12 protein-coding genes and 1 tRNA gene are annotated in these 17,105 nt (G+C 63.3%); 7 read left to right on the forward strand and 6 right to left on the reverse strand.

From position 1 onward, the window contains the following. Positions 1-6 precede the first annotated feature (6 nt). Both G489_RS0111360 and G489_RS20270 read left to right on the forward strand, forming a co-directional pair. Positions 7-1,554: an efflux RND transporter periplasmic adaptor subunit gene (locus G489_RS0111360; RefSeq protein ID WP_029041628.1), complete on the forward strand. Its 1,548-nt coding sequence runs from the start codon at positions 7-9 to the stop codon at positions 1,552-1,554. Continuing rightward, entirely contained in the window at positions 1,554-4,715 is a 3,162-nt protein-coding gene (locus tag G489_RS20270; protein ID WP_051332566.1) for an efflux RND transporter permease subunit, read from the forward strand. The genes G489_RS0111360 and G489_RS20270 overlap by 1 nt, the downstream gene beginning before the upstream one ends. A 12-nt stretch (positions 4,716-4,727) precedes the next feature. Here the strand turns inward: G489_RS20270 and G489_RS0111370 are convergent, their stop codons facing one another. Next, positions 4,728-6,173 (reverse strand): TrkH family potassium uptake protein, encoded by a 1,446-nt coding sequence (locus G489_RS0111370; protein WP_029041629.1) that lies wholly within the window; start codon positions 6,171-6,173, stop codon positions 4,728-4,730. Between the two features lie 141 nt (positions 6,174-6,314). On the opposite strand from G489_RS0111370, the gene G489_RS0111375 reads away from it, so the two are divergent. Continuing rightward, complete coding sequence (locus G489_RS0111375) at positions 6,315-6,950, forward strand: CDP-alcohol phosphatidyltransferase family protein (protein ID WP_029041630.1); 636 nt, start codon at positions 6,315-6,317, stop codon at positions 6,948-6,950. Here the strand turns inward: G489_RS0111375 and metZ are convergent. Next, positions 6,939-8,147 (reverse strand): O-succinylhomoserine sulfhydrylase, encoded by a 1,209-nt coding sequence (gene metZ / locus G489_RS0111380; RefSeq protein WP_029041631.1) that lies wholly within the window; start codon positions 8,145-8,147, stop codon positions 6,939-6,941. The two genes, G489_RS0111375 and metZ, sit on opposite strands and share 12 nt — an antisense overlap. 211 nt (positions 8,148-8,358) lie before the next feature. Between metZ and G489_RS0111385 the strand changes: the two genes are divergently transcribed. Beyond that, positions 8,359-9,471, forward strand: a complete 1,113-nt coding sequence (locus G489_RS0111385) for a 2'-deoxycytidine 5'-triphosphate deaminase (RefSeq protein ID WP_029041632.1) — start codon at positions 8,359-8,361, stop codon at positions 9,469-9,471. A 53-nt stretch (positions 9,472-9,524) separates the two neighbouring features. Further along, positions 9,525-9,598, forward strand: a tRNA-Gly gene (locus tag G489_RS0111390). Between the two features lie 2 nt (positions 9,599-9,600). On the opposite strand, the gene G489_RS0111395 is transcribed toward G489_RS0111390, so the two are convergent. Next, positions 9,601-10,944, reverse strand: coding sequence for a COG3904 family protein (locus G489_RS0111395; RefSeq protein ID WP_029041633.1), 1,344 nt, complete (start codon positions 10,942-10,944; stop codon positions 9,601-9,603). 74 nt (positions 10,945-11,018) lie between these two features. After that, positions 11,019-12,923: a glycosyltransferase family 2 protein gene (locus tag G489_RS20275; RefSeq protein ID WP_051332567.1), complete on the reverse strand. Its 1,905-nt coding sequence runs from the start codon at positions 12,921-12,923 to the stop codon at positions 11,019-11,021. Between the two features lie 216 nt (positions 12,924-13,139). On the opposite strand from G489_RS20275, the gene G489_RS0111405 reads away from it, so the two are divergent. Further along, positions 13,140-13,967, forward strand: a complete 828-nt coding sequence (locus G489_RS0111405; RefSeq protein WP_162142426.1) for a transporter substrate-binding domain-containing protein — start codon at positions 13,140-13,142, stop codon at positions 13,965-13,967. On the opposite strand, the gene G489_RS0111410 is transcribed toward G489_RS0111405, so the two are convergent. Together G489_RS0111410 and G489_RS0111415 are read right to left on the reverse strand one after the other, a co-directional pair. Further along, positions 13,968-14,777 carry a sterol desaturase family protein gene (locus G489_RS0111410; protein WP_029041635.1) on the reverse strand — a complete coding sequence of 270 codons (810 nt, stop codon included), beginning with the start codon at positions 14,775-14,777 and terminating at the stop codon, positions 13,968-13,970. Positions 14,778-14,782: 5 nt separating this feature from the next. Continuing rightward, on the reverse strand, positions 14,783-15,190 hold the full coding sequence (locus G489_RS0111415; RefSeq protein WP_029041636.1) for a tellurite resistance TerB family protein: 408 nt from the start codon (positions 15,188-15,190) through the stop codon (positions 14,783-14,785). Between the two features lie 160 nt (positions 15,191-15,350). Between G489_RS0111415 and G489_RS0111420 the strand changes: the two genes are divergently transcribed. After that, positions 15,351-16,976: a lysine--tRNA ligase gene (locus G489_RS0111420; protein WP_029041637.1), complete on the forward strand. Its 1,626-nt coding sequence runs from the start codon at positions 15,351-15,353 to the stop codon at positions 16,974-16,976. Positions 16,977-17,105: the final 129 nt, after the last annotated feature.

Raw genomic sequence — 17,105 nt, forward strand, 5'->3', positions numbered from 1 at the left:
CGCGATTTGGACAAGACGCCGCAATCCGCAAGCGCGGGAGACGACTTTGCCCATGACCGCCATCACGCCGCATCGCGCCGGGCGAAGCCGCGCGCGAGCTTTTTCGCCGTGTCCGCTCGCCTGCTGGTTGCCGTTGCAATCCTCGCAGGGGCCTGGTTCGCCGCCAACCAGATGATCGCTTCGCGCCCGGAACCGGTCGAGCGGCGCGCTTTCGAGCGCAGCTTCACTGTGACGGCGGTGGATGCGCAACCCGTCACCGTACGCCCTTCGATCACCGCCTTTGGCGAAGTTCTGGCATCGCGCGCCGTGGATATTCGCGCCCAGGTCGGCGGGCAGATCCAGTCGGTGTCGCCGAACCTTCTGCCCGGTGGCGAGGTCGAGACCGGCGAGGAACTGGTGACCGTCGATCGCTTCGATTATGAAAGCACCCTCGCCGACGCGGAAGCCGGACTGGCACAAGCCAGGCTCGGGCTCGTTGAAAGCCGCGAGGCCTTGAGCCGCGAGCAGGTCAATCTCGAACTGGCGCAAACCCAGCTCGATGCGGCGGAGGCCGATCTGCAGCGCGCCGAGACCCTGCTTGAAGGGGGCTCGATCACCGAGCAGGCCCTTCAGGAATCCCGCCTTATCGTGGCCCAGCGCCGCCAGGCCGTGCGCCAGAGCCAGAGCGCGGTTGCGACACAGGAAACCGCGATCGAGCGCCAGCAAAGCGCCATCCGTACCGCCCAGCTTGTCGCTGAGCGTGCCCAGCGTTCCCTCGATAATACCACCATCACCGCACCTTTCGACGGCGTGGTCGTGTCAGCCAATGCAGCGATGGGTGGGGCCGTCACCACCAACGAGGTGATCGGCCGGATCTATGACCGCGACGCGCTCGAAGTGCGGTTCACCCTCTCGGACGATGAATATGGCCGGCTGACCCGCGACGGGCTGATCGGACGGACCATCGAGGCTCGTTGGGACATCGAACCCGACCCCGTGGTGCTGACCGGCGCCATCACCCGCACCGGCGCAGAGATCGATGCCGCGACCGGCGGCGTTACCGTGTTCGCCAGCCTTGAAGGCGAGGCCGATGCCGGGATCCGCCCGGGCACCTTCGTGGCGATCTCGGTCGAGGGACCGGCGCTCGAAGGCGTACTGCGCCTGCCCGAAATGGCGGTCTATGACAATGACCACGTCTTCATCATCGTCGATGGGGCCCTGCAATCCGTGCCGGCCACCGTCGTGGCCCGCGATGCCGGCCAGGTGCTGATCCGCGCCGATATCGAGCCGGGTACCCGCATTGCCACGACCCGGCTGGCCCAGGCCGGCGATGGCGTGAAGGTTCGCGTTGAAGGCGATGAACCACAATTCGGGCGTGAAGGCGGACCCGGCAGGCCGGGCGCTGAAGGTGGTGATGCGGGCGAGGGGTCCGAAGCCAGCGACGGCGGGAATGCGACGACCAACAGCACTGGCGACCGTGCCTCGCGCCGTCCGCAGAACAACAATGCCGGCTCGGTCAGGGGCGGCACGCGAGCCATGACCGGCTCCAGCGGCGGACCGGGGAGGCGCGGCTGATGCGCCCCGCCATCGAGCGCAGCACCGGGCTGCTGGCGCGCTTCGTGCGCCACCGCAATGCGGCCAACCTCCTGATGATCCTCATGATCCTGTTCGGCACCTGGGGGGTCGCGCAGCTCAACCGTCAGATTATGCCCACGGTCGAGACCCAGATGGTCAATATCTCGATCTCCTGGAGCGGGGCCAGCGCGTCGGATGTGACCGAGAATATCCTGCAACCGATCGAACCGGCGGTGCGCTTCCTCGACGGGGTAACGCGCATGAGTTCGCGTGCTTTTGAGGGCCGGGCGCAGATCCAGCTCTTCTTCCAGAGCAGCACCAACATGCAGGATGCGGTCGATCGCGTTCAGCAGGCGGTGGATGCGGTGCCCAACCTGCCCGAAAGCGCCGAGGATCCCTCGGTCCAGGAGCAGAAATTCTTCGATCCCGTGGCGTCCGTAGGCATTTCCGGTCCGTTCTCCGAGACGGTTCTGCGCCGTTATGCGCGCACCATCCGCGACGGCCTGCTCGACAAGGGCGTCGACCGGGTGGAAATGACAGGCTATCGCGACCGCGAGATCTTGATCACCGCCGACGACGCGCGGCTGCGTCAGCTCGATCTGACGCTCAACGACATTTCGACCGCCATCAATGCCAATATCGCCGACCAGCCCTCGGGCTCGCTGCCGGGTGAATTCAACGCTCAGATCCGTGCCGTTGCCCGCGATGTGACGGCTCATGATCTTGCCGCGACCGAGATCCGCTCGGATGCCGCCGGCAACGCGCTGACGCTGGGTGATGTGGCCACCGTCGAAGACACCTATGCCGAAGGGCAGGGGGTCGGCTATCTGCGCGGTGAACCGGGAATACGCCTGCGGGTTTCCCGCTCCGCTGAAGACGACACCATCGAGGTCTATGAGACCATCAAGTCCTATGTCGAGGAGGTTCGGCCCACCCTGCCGGCCACCCTCAATATCGTGGTCTTCGACGCGGCCGCCGAACTGGTCGACGACCGGCTCTGGCTGCTGATCTCCAACGGCGCACTGGGCCTCATACTGGTTCTGGTGATCCTGTTCGCCTTCCTCGACTTCCGCATCGCCTTCTGGGTGGCGGTCGGCATACCGGTCTCGATCCTGGCGACGCTGGGCATCATGTTCCTGACCGGGCAGACCCTCGACATGATCTCGATGTTCGCCCTGATGATGACGCTGGGGATCATTGTCGATGATGCCATTGTGGTGGGCGAACACACGGCGACCCGATACGCCATGGGCGACAGCCGGTCGGACGCTGCGATCAACGGCGCCGGACGCATGGCCGCGCCGGTCATCGCCGCCAGCCTGACCACCATGGCCGCCTTTGGCCCCTTGCTGATGATCGAAGGATTTGTCGGCGCTTTCATGAGTGCCATTCCGATGGTCGTCATGGCGGTCCTGGTGGCGAGCCTTGTCGAGTGTTTCCTCATCCTGCCCGGGCATCTGGCTCACACCCTGCCCAAGGAGCGCCGGCGGCCCTGGTGGTTCCGTCGCCATTTCGACCGCGGCTTTGCCTTTTTCCGGGACCGGATATTCGGCTGGTTCTCCGATCTCACCTATCGGTGGCGCTATGTGACCGTATCCGCCGCACTCGGCGTGGCGATGGTCGTGGGCGCCTTGTTGCCCTCGGGCATGATCGGCTTTCAGTTCTTCCCCTCGGTCGAGGGCGAGGTGATCCGGTTGTCTGCGCAGTTCCAGCCGGGCATTCCTGAAGAGCGCATGGCCGGCATCATGACCGATTTTGAAGGTGTCGTGTCCGGCATCGAAAGCGATCTCGCCCCTGAAGGCGAGAAGCTGTTCGTCACCACCTATGCCAGCCTCGATGTGGCGGATTCCAACGCCTGGCTCGAAGTTTATCTGACCCCCAGCGAAGAACGCAGCGTGCGCTCGGATGCGATCCGCGCTGCGATCGAAGAGGCCGTGCCCAACATTGCCGGGGTCGAGCGCATGAATGTGCGCGAGTTCCGTGGCGGCCCGCCGAGCCGCGCCATCGATATTGCTTTGTCGGGCGGTGATATCGCCACCCTCAAACAGGCCTCCGAGGACGTGCAGGAAGTGCTTGAGGGCTTTCCCGGCATCAACTCACTATCCGACACCTTGTCCTATGGCAGCCCCGAGATGACCATGACGCTCACCGATCGGGGCGCGGCGCTGGGATTCGATCTCAACTCGCTTGGTACCCAGATCCGCGATGCCTTCGAAGGCCGCACCGTGCGCCGGGTCGCTGCCGGCGAAGAAGAAATCGCAATTCGCCTGCAGCGCGGATCGGAGGCTTCGGGCTCCGATGCCCTGCGCGGCCTTTGGGTGCGGGCGCCCTCGGGCGGCTTCGTGCCGATCTCCTCGGTCGTCAGCTTCGACGAGGAACAGACCTTCCGCCGCATCTTCCGAGAAGACGGCAAGACCACGATCAATGTGCAGGCCGATGTCGATGAAGGCGCCGCCGACACCGATGAATTGGTTGCCCAGCTCGACGCCAGCTACCTGCCCGAAATCGCGGGCCGCTACGGCATCACCTATTCCTTCGAGGGGACGCAGGCCGATCAGGAGGACGCCTTCGCCGATCTGCGGCTTGGCGCGTTCGTGGCGCTCGGGGTGATGTACATCATCATCGCCTGGATCTTCGCCTCTTACACCGCCCCGCTGGCGGTGATGCTGATCATTCCGTTCGGGGTCGTCGGGGCGATCTGGGGCCACTATGTCATGGGCTTCGATCTGACCTTTATCTCGGCCATGGGCCTGCTGGGCCTGTCCGGCATCCTGGTCAACGACTCGATCGTGCTCATTTCCCGGCTGCAGGACCGTCTGGCCGAGGGCGACAGTCTGCGTGAGGCGGCAACCGGCGCCGCGCGGGACCGGCTTCGCGCCGTGCTTCTGACCTCCCTGACAACAATCGGCGGGCTGACCCCGATCCTGTTCGAGACCAGCCTGCAGGCGCAATTGCTGATCCCCATGGCGATCACCATTGTCTTCGGGCTGGGTGTGGCAACCGCGCTGGTGCTGTTCATCGTGCCGGCCTTCATGGGCATCGGTGCCGATGTCGGTGCGCTGTTGCGCTGGATCTTCCTCACCCCTGGTGCGCCGAGCTTCCGCGAGCTCATTGCCGGCGCCCATCACGACCGGCCGCGCAGCCCCGAGGCAGCGGAATAGTTCCGAGGTCTGTCAGGCCCGCCAGAAGCGCGGCATGAACACGACCAGCACCGTGAAGAGTTCGAGCCGCCCGAGCAGCATCCCGGCGGTCAGGATCCATTTCGCCGTATCATTGACGCTCTGGAAGGTGCCCGCCGGCCCGATCCGCTCGCCCAGCCCCGGCCCGACATTGGAGATCGAGGTGGCCGCACCCGAAAGCGATTCCAGTGGATTGAGCCCGGTGAGGCTGAGCGCCAAAGCCAACAGGAAGAACGCAACGAAATAGACAAAGACGAAGCTCATCACCGAGGCGGCGACGCTGTCGGGCAAGACCCGGCCATTGTATCGCCTGACGAAGACCCCGGAGGGGAACAGGATCTGCCGCACATGCTGGCGCAGTTCGATATAGAGCACCTGCAACCGGAAGGTTTTGATGCCGCAGCTCGTCGACCCGGCGCAGCCGCCAAGAAAGGTCAGGACGAACATCAGCGCGATCGCGTGATGCCCCCAATTGTCATAATCCTCGGTGGCGTAGCCGGTGCCGGTGATCACCGAAACGGAGTTGAACAGGGCCTGCCGGAAGGCCGGCTCTCCGGTGTGTTCGGTATTGGTGAGCTGGATATAGAACAGCACCAGCGTCGCCACCGCCACGATGCCAAGAAAGGCCCGAACCTGGCTGTCGCGGAAAAGCGGCATCAGCGAGCCCTGGGTGGCGCGGATATAGAGCAGGAAGGGCAGCGAACCCAAGATCATGAAGGTAACCCCGACATAATCGATCGGCCCTGAATCATAGTGCCCGATCGAGGCATCATGGGTTGAATAGCCCCCGGTCGCCACAGTGGTCATCGCATGCACAACCGCATCGAACAAACCCATCCCGGCAGCCCAGTAGGCAGCGGCGCATACCCCGGTGAGCACCAGGTAGATCGCAGTCATCGTTCCGGCGATCTGGGCAGCGCGGGGCAGGATCTTTTCCGGCGTGTCGAAGGCCTCGGCCTTGAACATCTGCATGCCGCCGATCTGCAACATCGGCAGGACGGCAATCGCCATGACGACGATCCCCAACCCTCCGAACCATTGCAGCAACCCGCGCCATAACAGGATCCCCGGTGGCGCCACATCAAGCCCCGTGATCACCGTCGAGCCGGTGGTGGTGAGCCCCGACATGGCCTCGAAATAGGCATCGGTGAAGGACAGGCTGAGTTCGGAAAAATACAGCGGCAGCGCGGCAAAGAAAGCGAGAACGATCCACAGCGTCGCGGTCAGAAGGAATGCCTGGCGCGCATTCATCGTCTGCTCACCGCCCGAAGAGGCGGTCCACACACCGGCACCGACAAAGGAGGTGATCAGCCCCGCGGACACGAACACCATCCAGTCCGGATGCCCGACCATGGCATCTGCGATCGCCGGCAGAAACATCGAGCAGCCGAGCGTGGCGGTCAACGCGCCGGTGATCATGAGGACAGGCCGGAGTTCCATATCCCAAGCCTATAGCCGGTTGGCGAAGCGCTGGCGAGACGCTTTGTTAGGGCTCGCACAACCGGTTGCGCTCGCGTATCCGTCACGAACAAATGACGCGCAGCGCCGTCTGGCTGTGCTAGTCAGATTGCGGGAGAAACCATGTTCGACAAGCATTTACGCCCCTATATCGACCCGCCCCTGAACCGGGCCGGTGCTGCGCTGGCCAGGCTCGGCATCACCGCGGACGCCATCACGGCGCTGGGCCTGCTCCTGGGCCTGGCGGCGGCCGTGAGCATCTCGGTGAGCTGGATGGCACTGGCGCTGGTGCTGATTCTACTGTCGCGCATCGCCGACGGGCTCGACGGGGCGGTGGCCCGCGCCACACGCAAGACCGACTTTGGTGGCTATTTCGATATCCTCGCCGATTTCCTGTTCTACGGCGCGGTGCCGCTGGGATTCATCCTTGCCGATCCGGCGCGCAACGGGGTGGCGGGAGGCTTTCTGCTGCTCTCGTTCTATGTGAACGGGGCGAGCTTTCTCGGCTATGCGGTGCTGGCCGAACGCCATGGGGAAGAGACCGAGGAGCGCGGATCGAAATCGCTCTATTTCACCGGTGGCCTGCTCGAGGGCACCGAGACCATCGCCTTCTTCGTGCTGTTGTGCCTGATGCCGGCCTACTTCCCGCTCCTGGCTATTTTGTTCGGCATCGGATGCTTCATCACCGCCGGCGCACGGCTGATGCTCGCGCGCCAGCGTTTCTCGGATACTGGACCCGAAAGCGGCCTAGACCGCTGACAGGGCGAAATCGAGATCCTTCAACAGATCGTTCGTGTCCTCGAGCCCGACCGACAGGCGCAGTAGTCCAGGCGTGATCCCCTGCTCGAGCCGCACCTCTTCCTCGAACCGCTGATGGGTCGTGGTGGTGGGGTGGGTGATGATCGATTTGGCATCCCCGAGATTGTTCGAAATGCGGATCACCGCCAGCCCGTCGGCAGCGGCAAAGGCGCCCGCCTGACCGCCCTTCACCTCGAAGGCGATCATGGACGAGCCGGCCTCCATCTGCCTTTTCGCAAGCTCGTATTGCGGGTGGCTCTTGTGATGCGGGTAATAGACCCGCTCGATCTTGGGATGGTCGGCAAGGAATTCGGCAAGCCTGGCAGCCGAGTCGGTCATGGCGCGAACGCGCACCGGCAGGGTCTCGACGCCCTTGGCCAGCACCCAGGCGTTGAACGGGCTCATCGAGGGGCCGGTCTGCCGGATGAAGGCGTGAATGTCGCCGCCGATCAACTCCTGAGATCCCAGCACCACGCCGCCGAGAACCCGGCCCTGCCCATCGATGTGCTTGGTCGCCGAATAAACGACGAGATCGGCCCCGAGCTCGAGCGGGTGCTGCCACAGCGCGGTGGCGAATACATTGTCGACGATCAGCACGGCGTTGTGGGCATGGGCGATATCGGCCACAGCCGCGATATCGACCAGGGACAGGGTGGGGTTGGTCGGGCTTTCGATAAACACGGCCTTTGTATTCGGCTTCATCGCCCGGGCGAAATTCTGCGGATCTTCGCCATCCACCAGCGTGGTCTCGACGCCCCAGCGCGGCAGGAAGTCCTCGACCACATAGCGGCACGACCCGAACAATGCCCGCGCTGCCACGACGTGATCGCCGGCCCTGACCTGGCTCATCAGAGAGACCGTGACCGCCGCCATGCCGGTGGCGGTGCCGCGCGCTGATTCCGCCCCTTCCAGCATGGCCATGCGGTCCTGAAAGGTCTCGACCGTGGGATTGGAGAAACGCGAATAGATGTGACCCGGGCTGTCGCCCTTGAACCGCGCCGCCGCATCATCTGAATCCGGATAGACATAACCCGAATTCAAATAGATCGGTTCGGCGGTTTCTCCATGCTGGCTTCTCTCGACGCCGCCATGCACCAGCCGCGTGCTGGCCGACCAGTTGGCCGGAGAGGAAAGGGGGTTCTTGTCGCGCGCGCTCATCTCGGTCTCCAAACAAAAATACCGGCCGCGTGGGCCGGTACAGACGGTCCTTTAGCAGTTTGTTTTAGGAGCGGTTTTCAACGAACCCGGTCCATGGTGGCTGCAATCGGCCGGCCAAATCGCCACCAGGCTGTGATCTAAGGCCAATTGCGCCTTGGCGTCAATCGCTCGGATTGCTAGGGGTGAGCACCACACAGCTGAAGGGCTCCCGATGGGCGACACTTCACCCAAGGGCATTTTCTCCGCCCGCATGATCGACGATCTCGCCAGCCAGGGCGCCATATTCGATGGCGGAGGCTTCGATGCAGATCAGGTGCAGCCCGCCAGCCTGGATCTGCGCCTGGACGACCGCGCCTATCGCGTGCGCGCCAGTTTTCTGCCAGGACCGGACCACAAGGTGACCGACCGCATCGCGGATCTGCTGCTTCACGAGATTGATCTGACTGCCGGCGCCGTGCTGGAGCGCGGCTGCGTTTATATCGTGCCGCTGATCGAGGCATTGGCCCTGCCCGAAGATGTGAGCGCGACGACCAACCCCAAATCCTCGACCGGGCGCCTCGATATCTTCACCCGTGTGATCGCGGATAATGCCCGCTCCTTCGACACCATCGAGCCCGGCTATAAGGGACCGCTCTATCTCGAGATCAGCCCACGCACCTTCCCGGTGCTGGTTCGGCGCGGCTCGCGGCTGAGCCAGATCCGCTTTCGGCGTGGCCATACCGTGCTCGATGCTGACGAGCATCGCGCGCTCAATGAGAGCGAAACGCTGGTCTTCTCCGACAATCCGCAGATCGGGGACGGCGTGTCCCTTTCGATCGATCTCAACGGCGAAGGCCGGGGTGGCCTGATCGGCTTCCGTTCCAAGCGCCATACCGGGGTTGTCGATGTCGACAAGAAGGCTGCGCTCGACGTGCTCGATTATTGGGAACCGCTCTACGATCGCGGCAACCACGCCCTGACCTTCGATCCGGATGAGTTCTACATCCTCGTCAGCCGTGAGGCGGTGCACGTGCCGCCCGACTATGCCGCGGAGATGGTGCCTTTCGATCCGCTGGTCGGTGAATTCCGAGTGCACTATGCGGGCTTCTTCGACCCGGGCTTCGGCCATGACGCGGCCGGCGGCCGCGGCAGCCGCGCGGTCCTCGAGGTCAGAAGCCGCGAAGTGCCCTTCCTCGTCGAAGACGGCCAGACCATCGGACGGCTGGTTTACGAACGCATGGCCGAGCGCCCGAGGCTGCTCTATGGCAGCGATCTGGGCTCGAATTACCAGGCCCAGAGCCTCAAGCTCTCCAAGCACTTCAAACCCTTCGATACGGCATCTTGACCGCCGCCGCGCTTTGACGCACATAAGGCCCCGGCGCATCGCGCTGCGGCCATGCGGGTGTAGCTCAATGGTAGAGCAGGAGCTTCCCAAGCTTAAGACGAGGGTTCGATTCCCTTCACCCGCTCCATCTCATTGCTCGAAATAGGCCGGTATCGCGTAGCTGTCGTGGCAGAACAGGCTGCCCAGCTCGATATTGTGCAAGCAATTCCCGAGCTGCTCGGGCTCGTCGATCCAGCCGACATAGTCACCGGGCTTGCCGTTGACCAAGGTGCGTTCCGGTCCGTGCTCGAAAGAGGTCACGGCGCCTGACGGCCAGGTGAAACGACCGAAACGCGTGCGTCCCTCCATGTTGAGATCGGCACTCAGGCGGGTGACGATAATGGCGTCACAAACTTCCTGGTCGGTGACCTGGCCATCACGAACGACTGTGCAGGTTGCCTCCCGCCGTTCACGGACCTGCCAGTCGCCTTCTTCTGGCCGGCGCCCGGCGGCGAGATCCGCGAGACGCATTCCGCCGGGATAGAACATGTAACCCGAGACTTCGACGGGCTCTGGGAGCCGCACATAGTTGGCATCGACCATTCTGCGTTCGTTCTGGAACGGATAGAAATCCAGCGAACAATTGGTGTCGCCTTCATCGCCGAACCCGAAATAGACGCTCGTCAAAGTCCTGGCACCGTCATACGCATCCCTGGTGATAGCCTTGAATTCCGTCGACACATCAGTGTCAGAAAGACTGGCCGTGGTGCTGTTTGTGGCCCGCCTGAGATCGTTGACCTGCTGAAGCGCATTCTGGCAGGCGAACACGACATGCCGCGGGGTAATCGTCTCCGGCCAGTCGATGCCGGCCACCTCGATGTCCCACCGCGCCGCATCTTCAACGGTTTCGATCATCCGCATGTCGCTGAATGAAGTGGCGAGCATCTCGGTCAGCCGGTCATTGGGGAAATGCCAGTTGGCCGCGGTGGAAATGAGTTGTGCGATCGCTTCGGTGGAGACGTCATAGGCCTCGGCGACTGTGTCGGCGGAATAATTGCCCTCCGCGATGCTGAGCGCCGGCGCATGAAAGCCGAGACCCGCAGTGGCGTGCATGACCCGGTCGGGAAGAGTTACGTCCTCGCTGTCGATATGCCAGCGCCCCGCCATGAACAGAACCGCGCAGGCCGAAACACATCGGCGACCGGCCTCTATGCGGGTGCTGACACCTTGCAGCAGCGCGCCCATGCGCACCGCCTCGGCAAGTGACCCGCCCGGACTGTCAAGGCACAGCGTGCGCCAGCCCCAGGACACCTGGTCCATGGCCTCCTTGAGCTTGAGCCGGTCACCCGGTTCGATCAGGCCCTCAAGGGAGAGTGTGCAGCCTTCTTCCCGGTCAGGAAATGTCTTGATCTCCGCTGCTCCCGCGCTCCCGGGCGCCGCAAGCAGCCACAGTGCAACTGGCGCGGCCAGCGCCAAGCGAATAATCCGGATCATCCCCTCGTCCCTTCTCGCCCGTCCCGCGCTGCGTATTTGGACAAGACAGCGGGAGAACGGTCAAGCAGGGCCTGTCATTTGGCGTCGGAAGTGGGTGCCATCCGCTCAAACCCCTGCCGCGGCAAACGCGTCATGGCGTGGCGGGTCTTTTCCCATTCAAAGGGATTGGCAAACAGCTGATAGGCGGCGCGCAGCCCGGCAATGCTCGACAGGATCCAGTAGAGCGGCAAAAGCGCAAGCCAGCCGGCATGGCGCTGCCGGCCAAAGCGCCTGAGCCCGAGATAGAGGGTGACGGCATTGCAGGCATATCCAAGGAGCAGGATTGCGCCATGGATGGCGATCCATGGGTCGGCAGGCCAGATATTGAGCACCCCGAAGGTGAAGCTCTTGATGAGGATAATCGCCAGAAATGCCGCATGCACAGGGGCGGTCAACGCCATCCCGCCGACATAGATCTGGAACGCCAGAAATCCGGCCGGGCCGAGCTGGCGGAACAGCGCACCGGTGTTGCGGTTGTGAACGAGAAGGGTCTGCATCCAGCCCTTCATCCAGCGTGTGCGCTGGCGCACCCAGCCATTGATGGTGACCGGCGCCTCCTCGAAGGTGGCCGAGACCAGCGTTTCGCACCGCATGCCGAGCCGCGCCAGCCGAACCCCGAGATCAGCATCCTCGGTCACGTTGTGGCTGTCCCAGCCTCCAGCCTTCATGAGGCTTTCGGCCCGCAGATGATTGGAAGAACCGCCCAACGGAACCGGCAGGCCCGCCCCTGCGATGGCCGGCAGGATCAGGCCGAACTGGGCCGCATATTCGCTCGCGAACATCTTGGTGAGGAAGTTCTCCGCCGCATTGTCGACGACCAGTTCCGCCTGCAGGCAGTCGAGCCCGGGATCGGCCTCGAACCGGTCGACGGCCAGGCGGAGTTGGTCCGGTTCAGGGACATCCTCGGCATCGAAGACCACGAGATACTCCCCGCGGACAAAGGGCAGGGCATAATTGAGCGCTTTGGGCTTGGTGCGAGGCGCTGAATCCTGAACCACGATCAGCTCGAAAGGGCCTCTGTCGAGATGCGCCTCGACGGCCGCGATGGTCTTCGGGCTTTCCGCCTCGACCACAAACTTGATGTCCAGCTTGTCGCGCGGGTAATCGAGAGCGTTGAGCGCCTGACACAGCTGGGGCACCAGCGCCGCCTCGTCATAGAGCGGAACCAGAATTGAATACACCGGCAATCGCCCCGGATTCCGCGGCCGGACTTTCGGGCGGTTGAAGCCCCTGGTGCGCAACGCCGCCATGAGCCGAAACAGGGACGGTCCCAGATAGATGATCGCGAGCGGCGGCGTGATCAAAGGCAGCAGCATGCCGGGCGCCAGAACGGCCAGGGTGGTCACGGCCAGGACCGCGAGGGCGAAACCGAGCCGGGTTACCGGTCTGATATGGTCGGCAGCGCTGAACCGGCCCTTGAGACGGCCAAGCCTGGCGGTTGCTTCGCTCGTCAGCCACGCCTCCCGTTGTCGGGCGATACCGGCCTTGAGTGCCGCTGGCGGCACCACGCAGATGCCGGGACCCAGCGCCCGCATGGTGTCAGACCGCTTCGACAGCGCGATCAACTGTTCAAAGCCCGGCGCAACGAACAGCACATCGCGCGCGCCAAGGCGGGCTCTGAGGCTGGCTTGCTGCGCAATCTGCCCGGAGAACGGGACCTCCGCACCGAATTGCGCCTTGGCGGGAATGACATCGAAATAAGCAAGGCCCAGCCATGCCGCCGCCCGCGCATACACGCGGCCTTCCGGCAGATCGGCGATGACAGCAAGGCGCCGCATGATATCGGCGCCTTCGAAATTCGCCGTCTCGAGGATGGAAGCGGCTTGTCCGGCGCTTTCGCAGGCCGAACCCAGAATGGCGCGCACAAGAGCCGCCCGTGGATCGGACTGGTCAGTCTTGTTGGCCGGAAATGCGCGCTGATCCGGAAATAATGCGTCCATGTTACTCGGTTTTACGCAGAAATACTTATTCACTATCAATTAAAACAAATTGCGATCAAACATTCCATCGCGGCAACACTTGCGTGTTTCTCCTGTGTAGAAAGCGGGGCCCCATTGGCGGGCACTGCTATCCCCAAAATGACGATTGAGGTCTCGCCATCGGCGCGCCGCTGGGCCATAACTCGCTCGATGACGGGGATGCGGTTGGAGTTCCTCTTGAAACGCTTGTTGTGGCGCGCAGCATCGCTGGCTGCGCTGGCGATCGGCCTGTGGTCGATGCCGATGGCGGCCATTGTGGCCCAGACCCTGCCCAATCATGTTGATCCGAGTGCACGTGAGGAAGCTCCGGATCTGGCGCAAGTGCCTGCGATCCGCTTCCTGACGACCGGCGATTTTCCGCCCTTCAACTTCCGCGACGGGGTGGGTGAATTGACCGGGTTCAATATCGACCTCGCCCGCGGCATCTGCGCTGTGATCGAGGCACGGTGCACCATCCAGACCTGGCCCTGGGAGCAGGTGCAGCAGGCGCTCAGCGACAACCAGGGCGATGCGCTGATTGCCGGGCTGTCGATCGACGAGGCGACCGCTGAAAAATTCGATTTCTCTCACGTCTATCTGGCGCTGCCGGCCCGCTTCGTGACCGAGAAGTCCGGCGCCGGGTTCCGGCCGGAGGTCATGTCACGCGTTGCCGTGCGGCAGGGCTCGGTTCACGCTGACTATCTCAAGACGTTCTTTCCCTGGCATGAGGCGGTGGCGTTCGACACCGAGTTCGAAGCGCTCGAGGCGGTCGCCAACAATGAAGTCAACGCCTATTTCGGCGATGCGATGCGGGCCTCATTCTGGCTCAACGATCATCCCGATTGCTGCGCTTTCGCCGGCGATCCCTATTTTGATCGGGCCTATTTCGGGCCCGGCCTCACTATCGCGGTCAGGGCCGGGCAGGATTCGGTGCGCGCGGCGATCAACTGGGCGCTGGCACGCCTCAAGCGCGACGGCTCCCTCGACGGCTATTATCTCAAATGGTTCCCGGTGGGATTCTACTGATCAGCGCTTGCGGAAGGGCAAGCCGAGCGACCACCCCAGACGGGTCGGACCTTCGGCCTGATAATCCTCGAGCCCGATGGTCATGCCGTCATGGCCCTTGGCCGGCTGGTCTGTGTAGACCCGGAACAACCGATCCCAGAGCGAAAGCAGAAAACCGTAGTTGGAGTTTGTCTCGGCCAGGGTCGAGGAGTGGTGCACGCGATGCATGTCGGGCGTCACGATGAACAGGCGCACAACACGATCGGTCGCCCCGCTCAGCTTCAGATTGGCATGGTTGAACAACGCCGCGCCATTGACCGCGGCCTCGAACACCACGACGACGATCGGATCCGCCCCCAGCGCCAGCACCGCCGCCGATTTGAGCGCGATCGAGAGAATGATCTCGACCGGGTGGAACCGCACGGCCGTGCTCGCATCGAGGTCCTGATCAGTGTGATGCACGCGGTGAACCCGCCACAAGACGGGCACGTGATGCATCACCCAGTGCTGCGCCCAGATGACGAAATCGAGCACCACGAACGCAATCAGCGCCTCAAGCCAGACCGGCCAGCCAACCACGTTGAACAGTCCCCAGCCGCTCGATTGCGCCCAGATCGCGGTGAGCGTGGCGGTGATCGGCACAACGAAGGTGATCATGGAAACCGCCACAAAGGTGGCGATCAATACCCCGATATTGGTCGGCCAGCGCGCAAGCCGCTGATGCCGGCGCTCACGCCGCGGCAGCGCTGTCTCGAGCAGGGTCATGATCAAGAAGATCGCCACGAAGGTGGCAAAACGGAACTGACCTTCACTGAGCCCGAACAGCGCCATCGCCGCTAAAGCGCCCGGTGTCTGGCCCGCGCTGCTGTCTCGATGGCCACGCGGGTCAGGCGATCAACGCCGAGCCGTTCGCCGACAAGCTGCAGAACGCGTGCTTCTTCAGGGTTCACGACAAGGTCCGCCGCCGCCACTTCCATGGCCACCGCATAGGCGGTGTCGCCCAGATGCTGGGGCACGGCCTCGCCGATTGCGGACAGCACGCCCTGCAGCCCGGCTTCCGAATTGACGAGATCGGCGCATTGCCGCGCCACGTCCGGCAGGTCGTTTTCATCGAAGCCGGAAAAGATCGGCAGATTGCGGACAACCGATCCCATGCGGCGCAGCTCTTCGTCGGTCATCGAACGGTCCGAAGCCGAAACGGTGACCATGATGTAGATAAGGGCTTCCTGTACGGAAAGCGGCATGACGATGTCCTCAACCTTGTCGTCCCGATGCCTTTACCTAGGAAGCTCTGGGCCCCTTGGCAAGCCGTGCCGTTCGGGGGAAACCGTTGACTGCCAGACAGGAACGGTGCAACACCGGCCCGGCCCGCTTCCCGGGCCTGACAACAAACGAGAAAGAAAAGTGCCGAACACCCAACTCCCAGCCCTTGATCCCGCATTGTTCGATGCGGCGCAGACCGCGCGCGCCTGGCCCTTCGAAGAGGCCCGCAAGATCGTCAAACGGCTGGAGAAATCGGGCAAACAGGAGGCCGTGTTCGAGACCGGTTACGGACCGTCCGGCCTGCCGCATATCGGCACTTTCTGCGAGGTCGCGCGCACGACCATGGTGCGCACGGCGTTTCGGTTGTTGACCCGCGACGAAATCCCGACCCGGCTGATCTGCTTTTCCGACGATATGGACGGCATGCGCAAGATCCCGGATACGGTGCCCGATCCCAAGGCGCTCGAGCCCTATCTGCAGCTGCCTCTGACCGCCGTGCCGAACCCGTTCGGTAGCGACCATGACAGCTTTGCCGATCACAACAACGCCATGCTGTGTCGGTTCCTCGACGCTTATGGCTTCGACTACGAGTTCGCCAGCGCCACGGACTATTACAAGTCTGGCAAGTTCGATGAGGCCCTGTTGCACGCGGTCGAGAAGTTCGACGACATCATGAAGGTGATGTTGCCAACTCTCGGGCCGGAACGGCAGGCGACCTATAGCCCGTTCCTGCCGATCTCGCCGAGCTCGGGCCGGGTGCTCTATGTGCCCATGAAGCATGTCGACGCCAAGGCCGGCACAATCACCTTTGACGATGAAGACGGCACCGAAATCACCATGTCGGTCACCGGCGGCAACTGCAAGATGCAGTGGAAGCCCGATTTCGGCATGCGCTGGGCCGCGCTCGGGGTCGATTTCGAGATGTTCGGCAAGGACCATCAGTCCAACCAGCCGATCTATGACCGGATCTGCAAGATCCTCGGTGCCCCGGCGCCCGAGCATTACGTCTATGAGCTGTTCCTCGATCAGAACGGGCAGAAGATCTCGAAGTCGAAAGGCAATGGCATCTCGATCGACGAATGGCTGGCCTATGCGCCCACCGAAAGCCTGGCGCTGTTCGTCTATCAAAAGCCCCGGGCGGCCAAGAAGCTCTATTTCGATGTCATCCCGCGCGCGGTCGACGAATACTACCAGTTCGTTTCCGCCTATGACCGGCAGAGCGCAGCCGAGCGGCTTGAGAACCCGGCCTTCCACATCCATTCGGGCAACCCGCATGAAGGCGAGCACGGCTCCCCGAACATGCCGCTCACCTTCTCGCTGCTGCTCAACCTGGTTTCGGCGGCCAATGCCGAGGACAAGGCTGTGCTGTGGGGCTTCATCTCCCGCTATGTGCCGGGCGCCACGCCGCAAAGCCATCCCGAACTCGACCGGCTGGCCGGCTATGCGATCCGCTACTTTGCGGACTTCGTGAAGCCCAACAAGACCTTCAGGGCGGCGACCGACACCGAGCGCAAGGCATTCGAAGCGCTTTCGGTGGCGCTTGAGCCGCTCGAGGGGTCGACCGATGCCGAGGCGATCCAGAACGTCGTCTACGAGATCGGCAAATCCGCAGGGATCGAACCGCTCCGGGACTGGTTCAAGGCGCTCTATCAAGTGCTGCTCGGTCAGGACCAGGGCCCTCGCTTCGGTTCCTTCGTGGCGCTCTACGGCGTTGCCGAAACCCGCCAGTTGATTGCCCAGGCGCTCAACGGGGACTTCTTGTCCTAAGTCCGATTGCAGGGCAGGGCGGTCCGCCGCCTTGTTCCCGTCGGACGAGCCCTCGCCCTTCGAGGTTCGGCTTCGCCTCTCGCCTCAGGGTGAGGGCTTGGGACAGTCCTGCACCGTGCGCTCCCTCTC

It is taken from the genome of Cucumibacter marinus DSM 18995 (genome assembly GCF_000429865.1).
GTDB classification, from domain to species: domain Bacteria; phylum Pseudomonadota; class Alphaproteobacteria; order Rhizobiales; family Devosiaceae; genus Cucumibacter; species Cucumibacter marinus.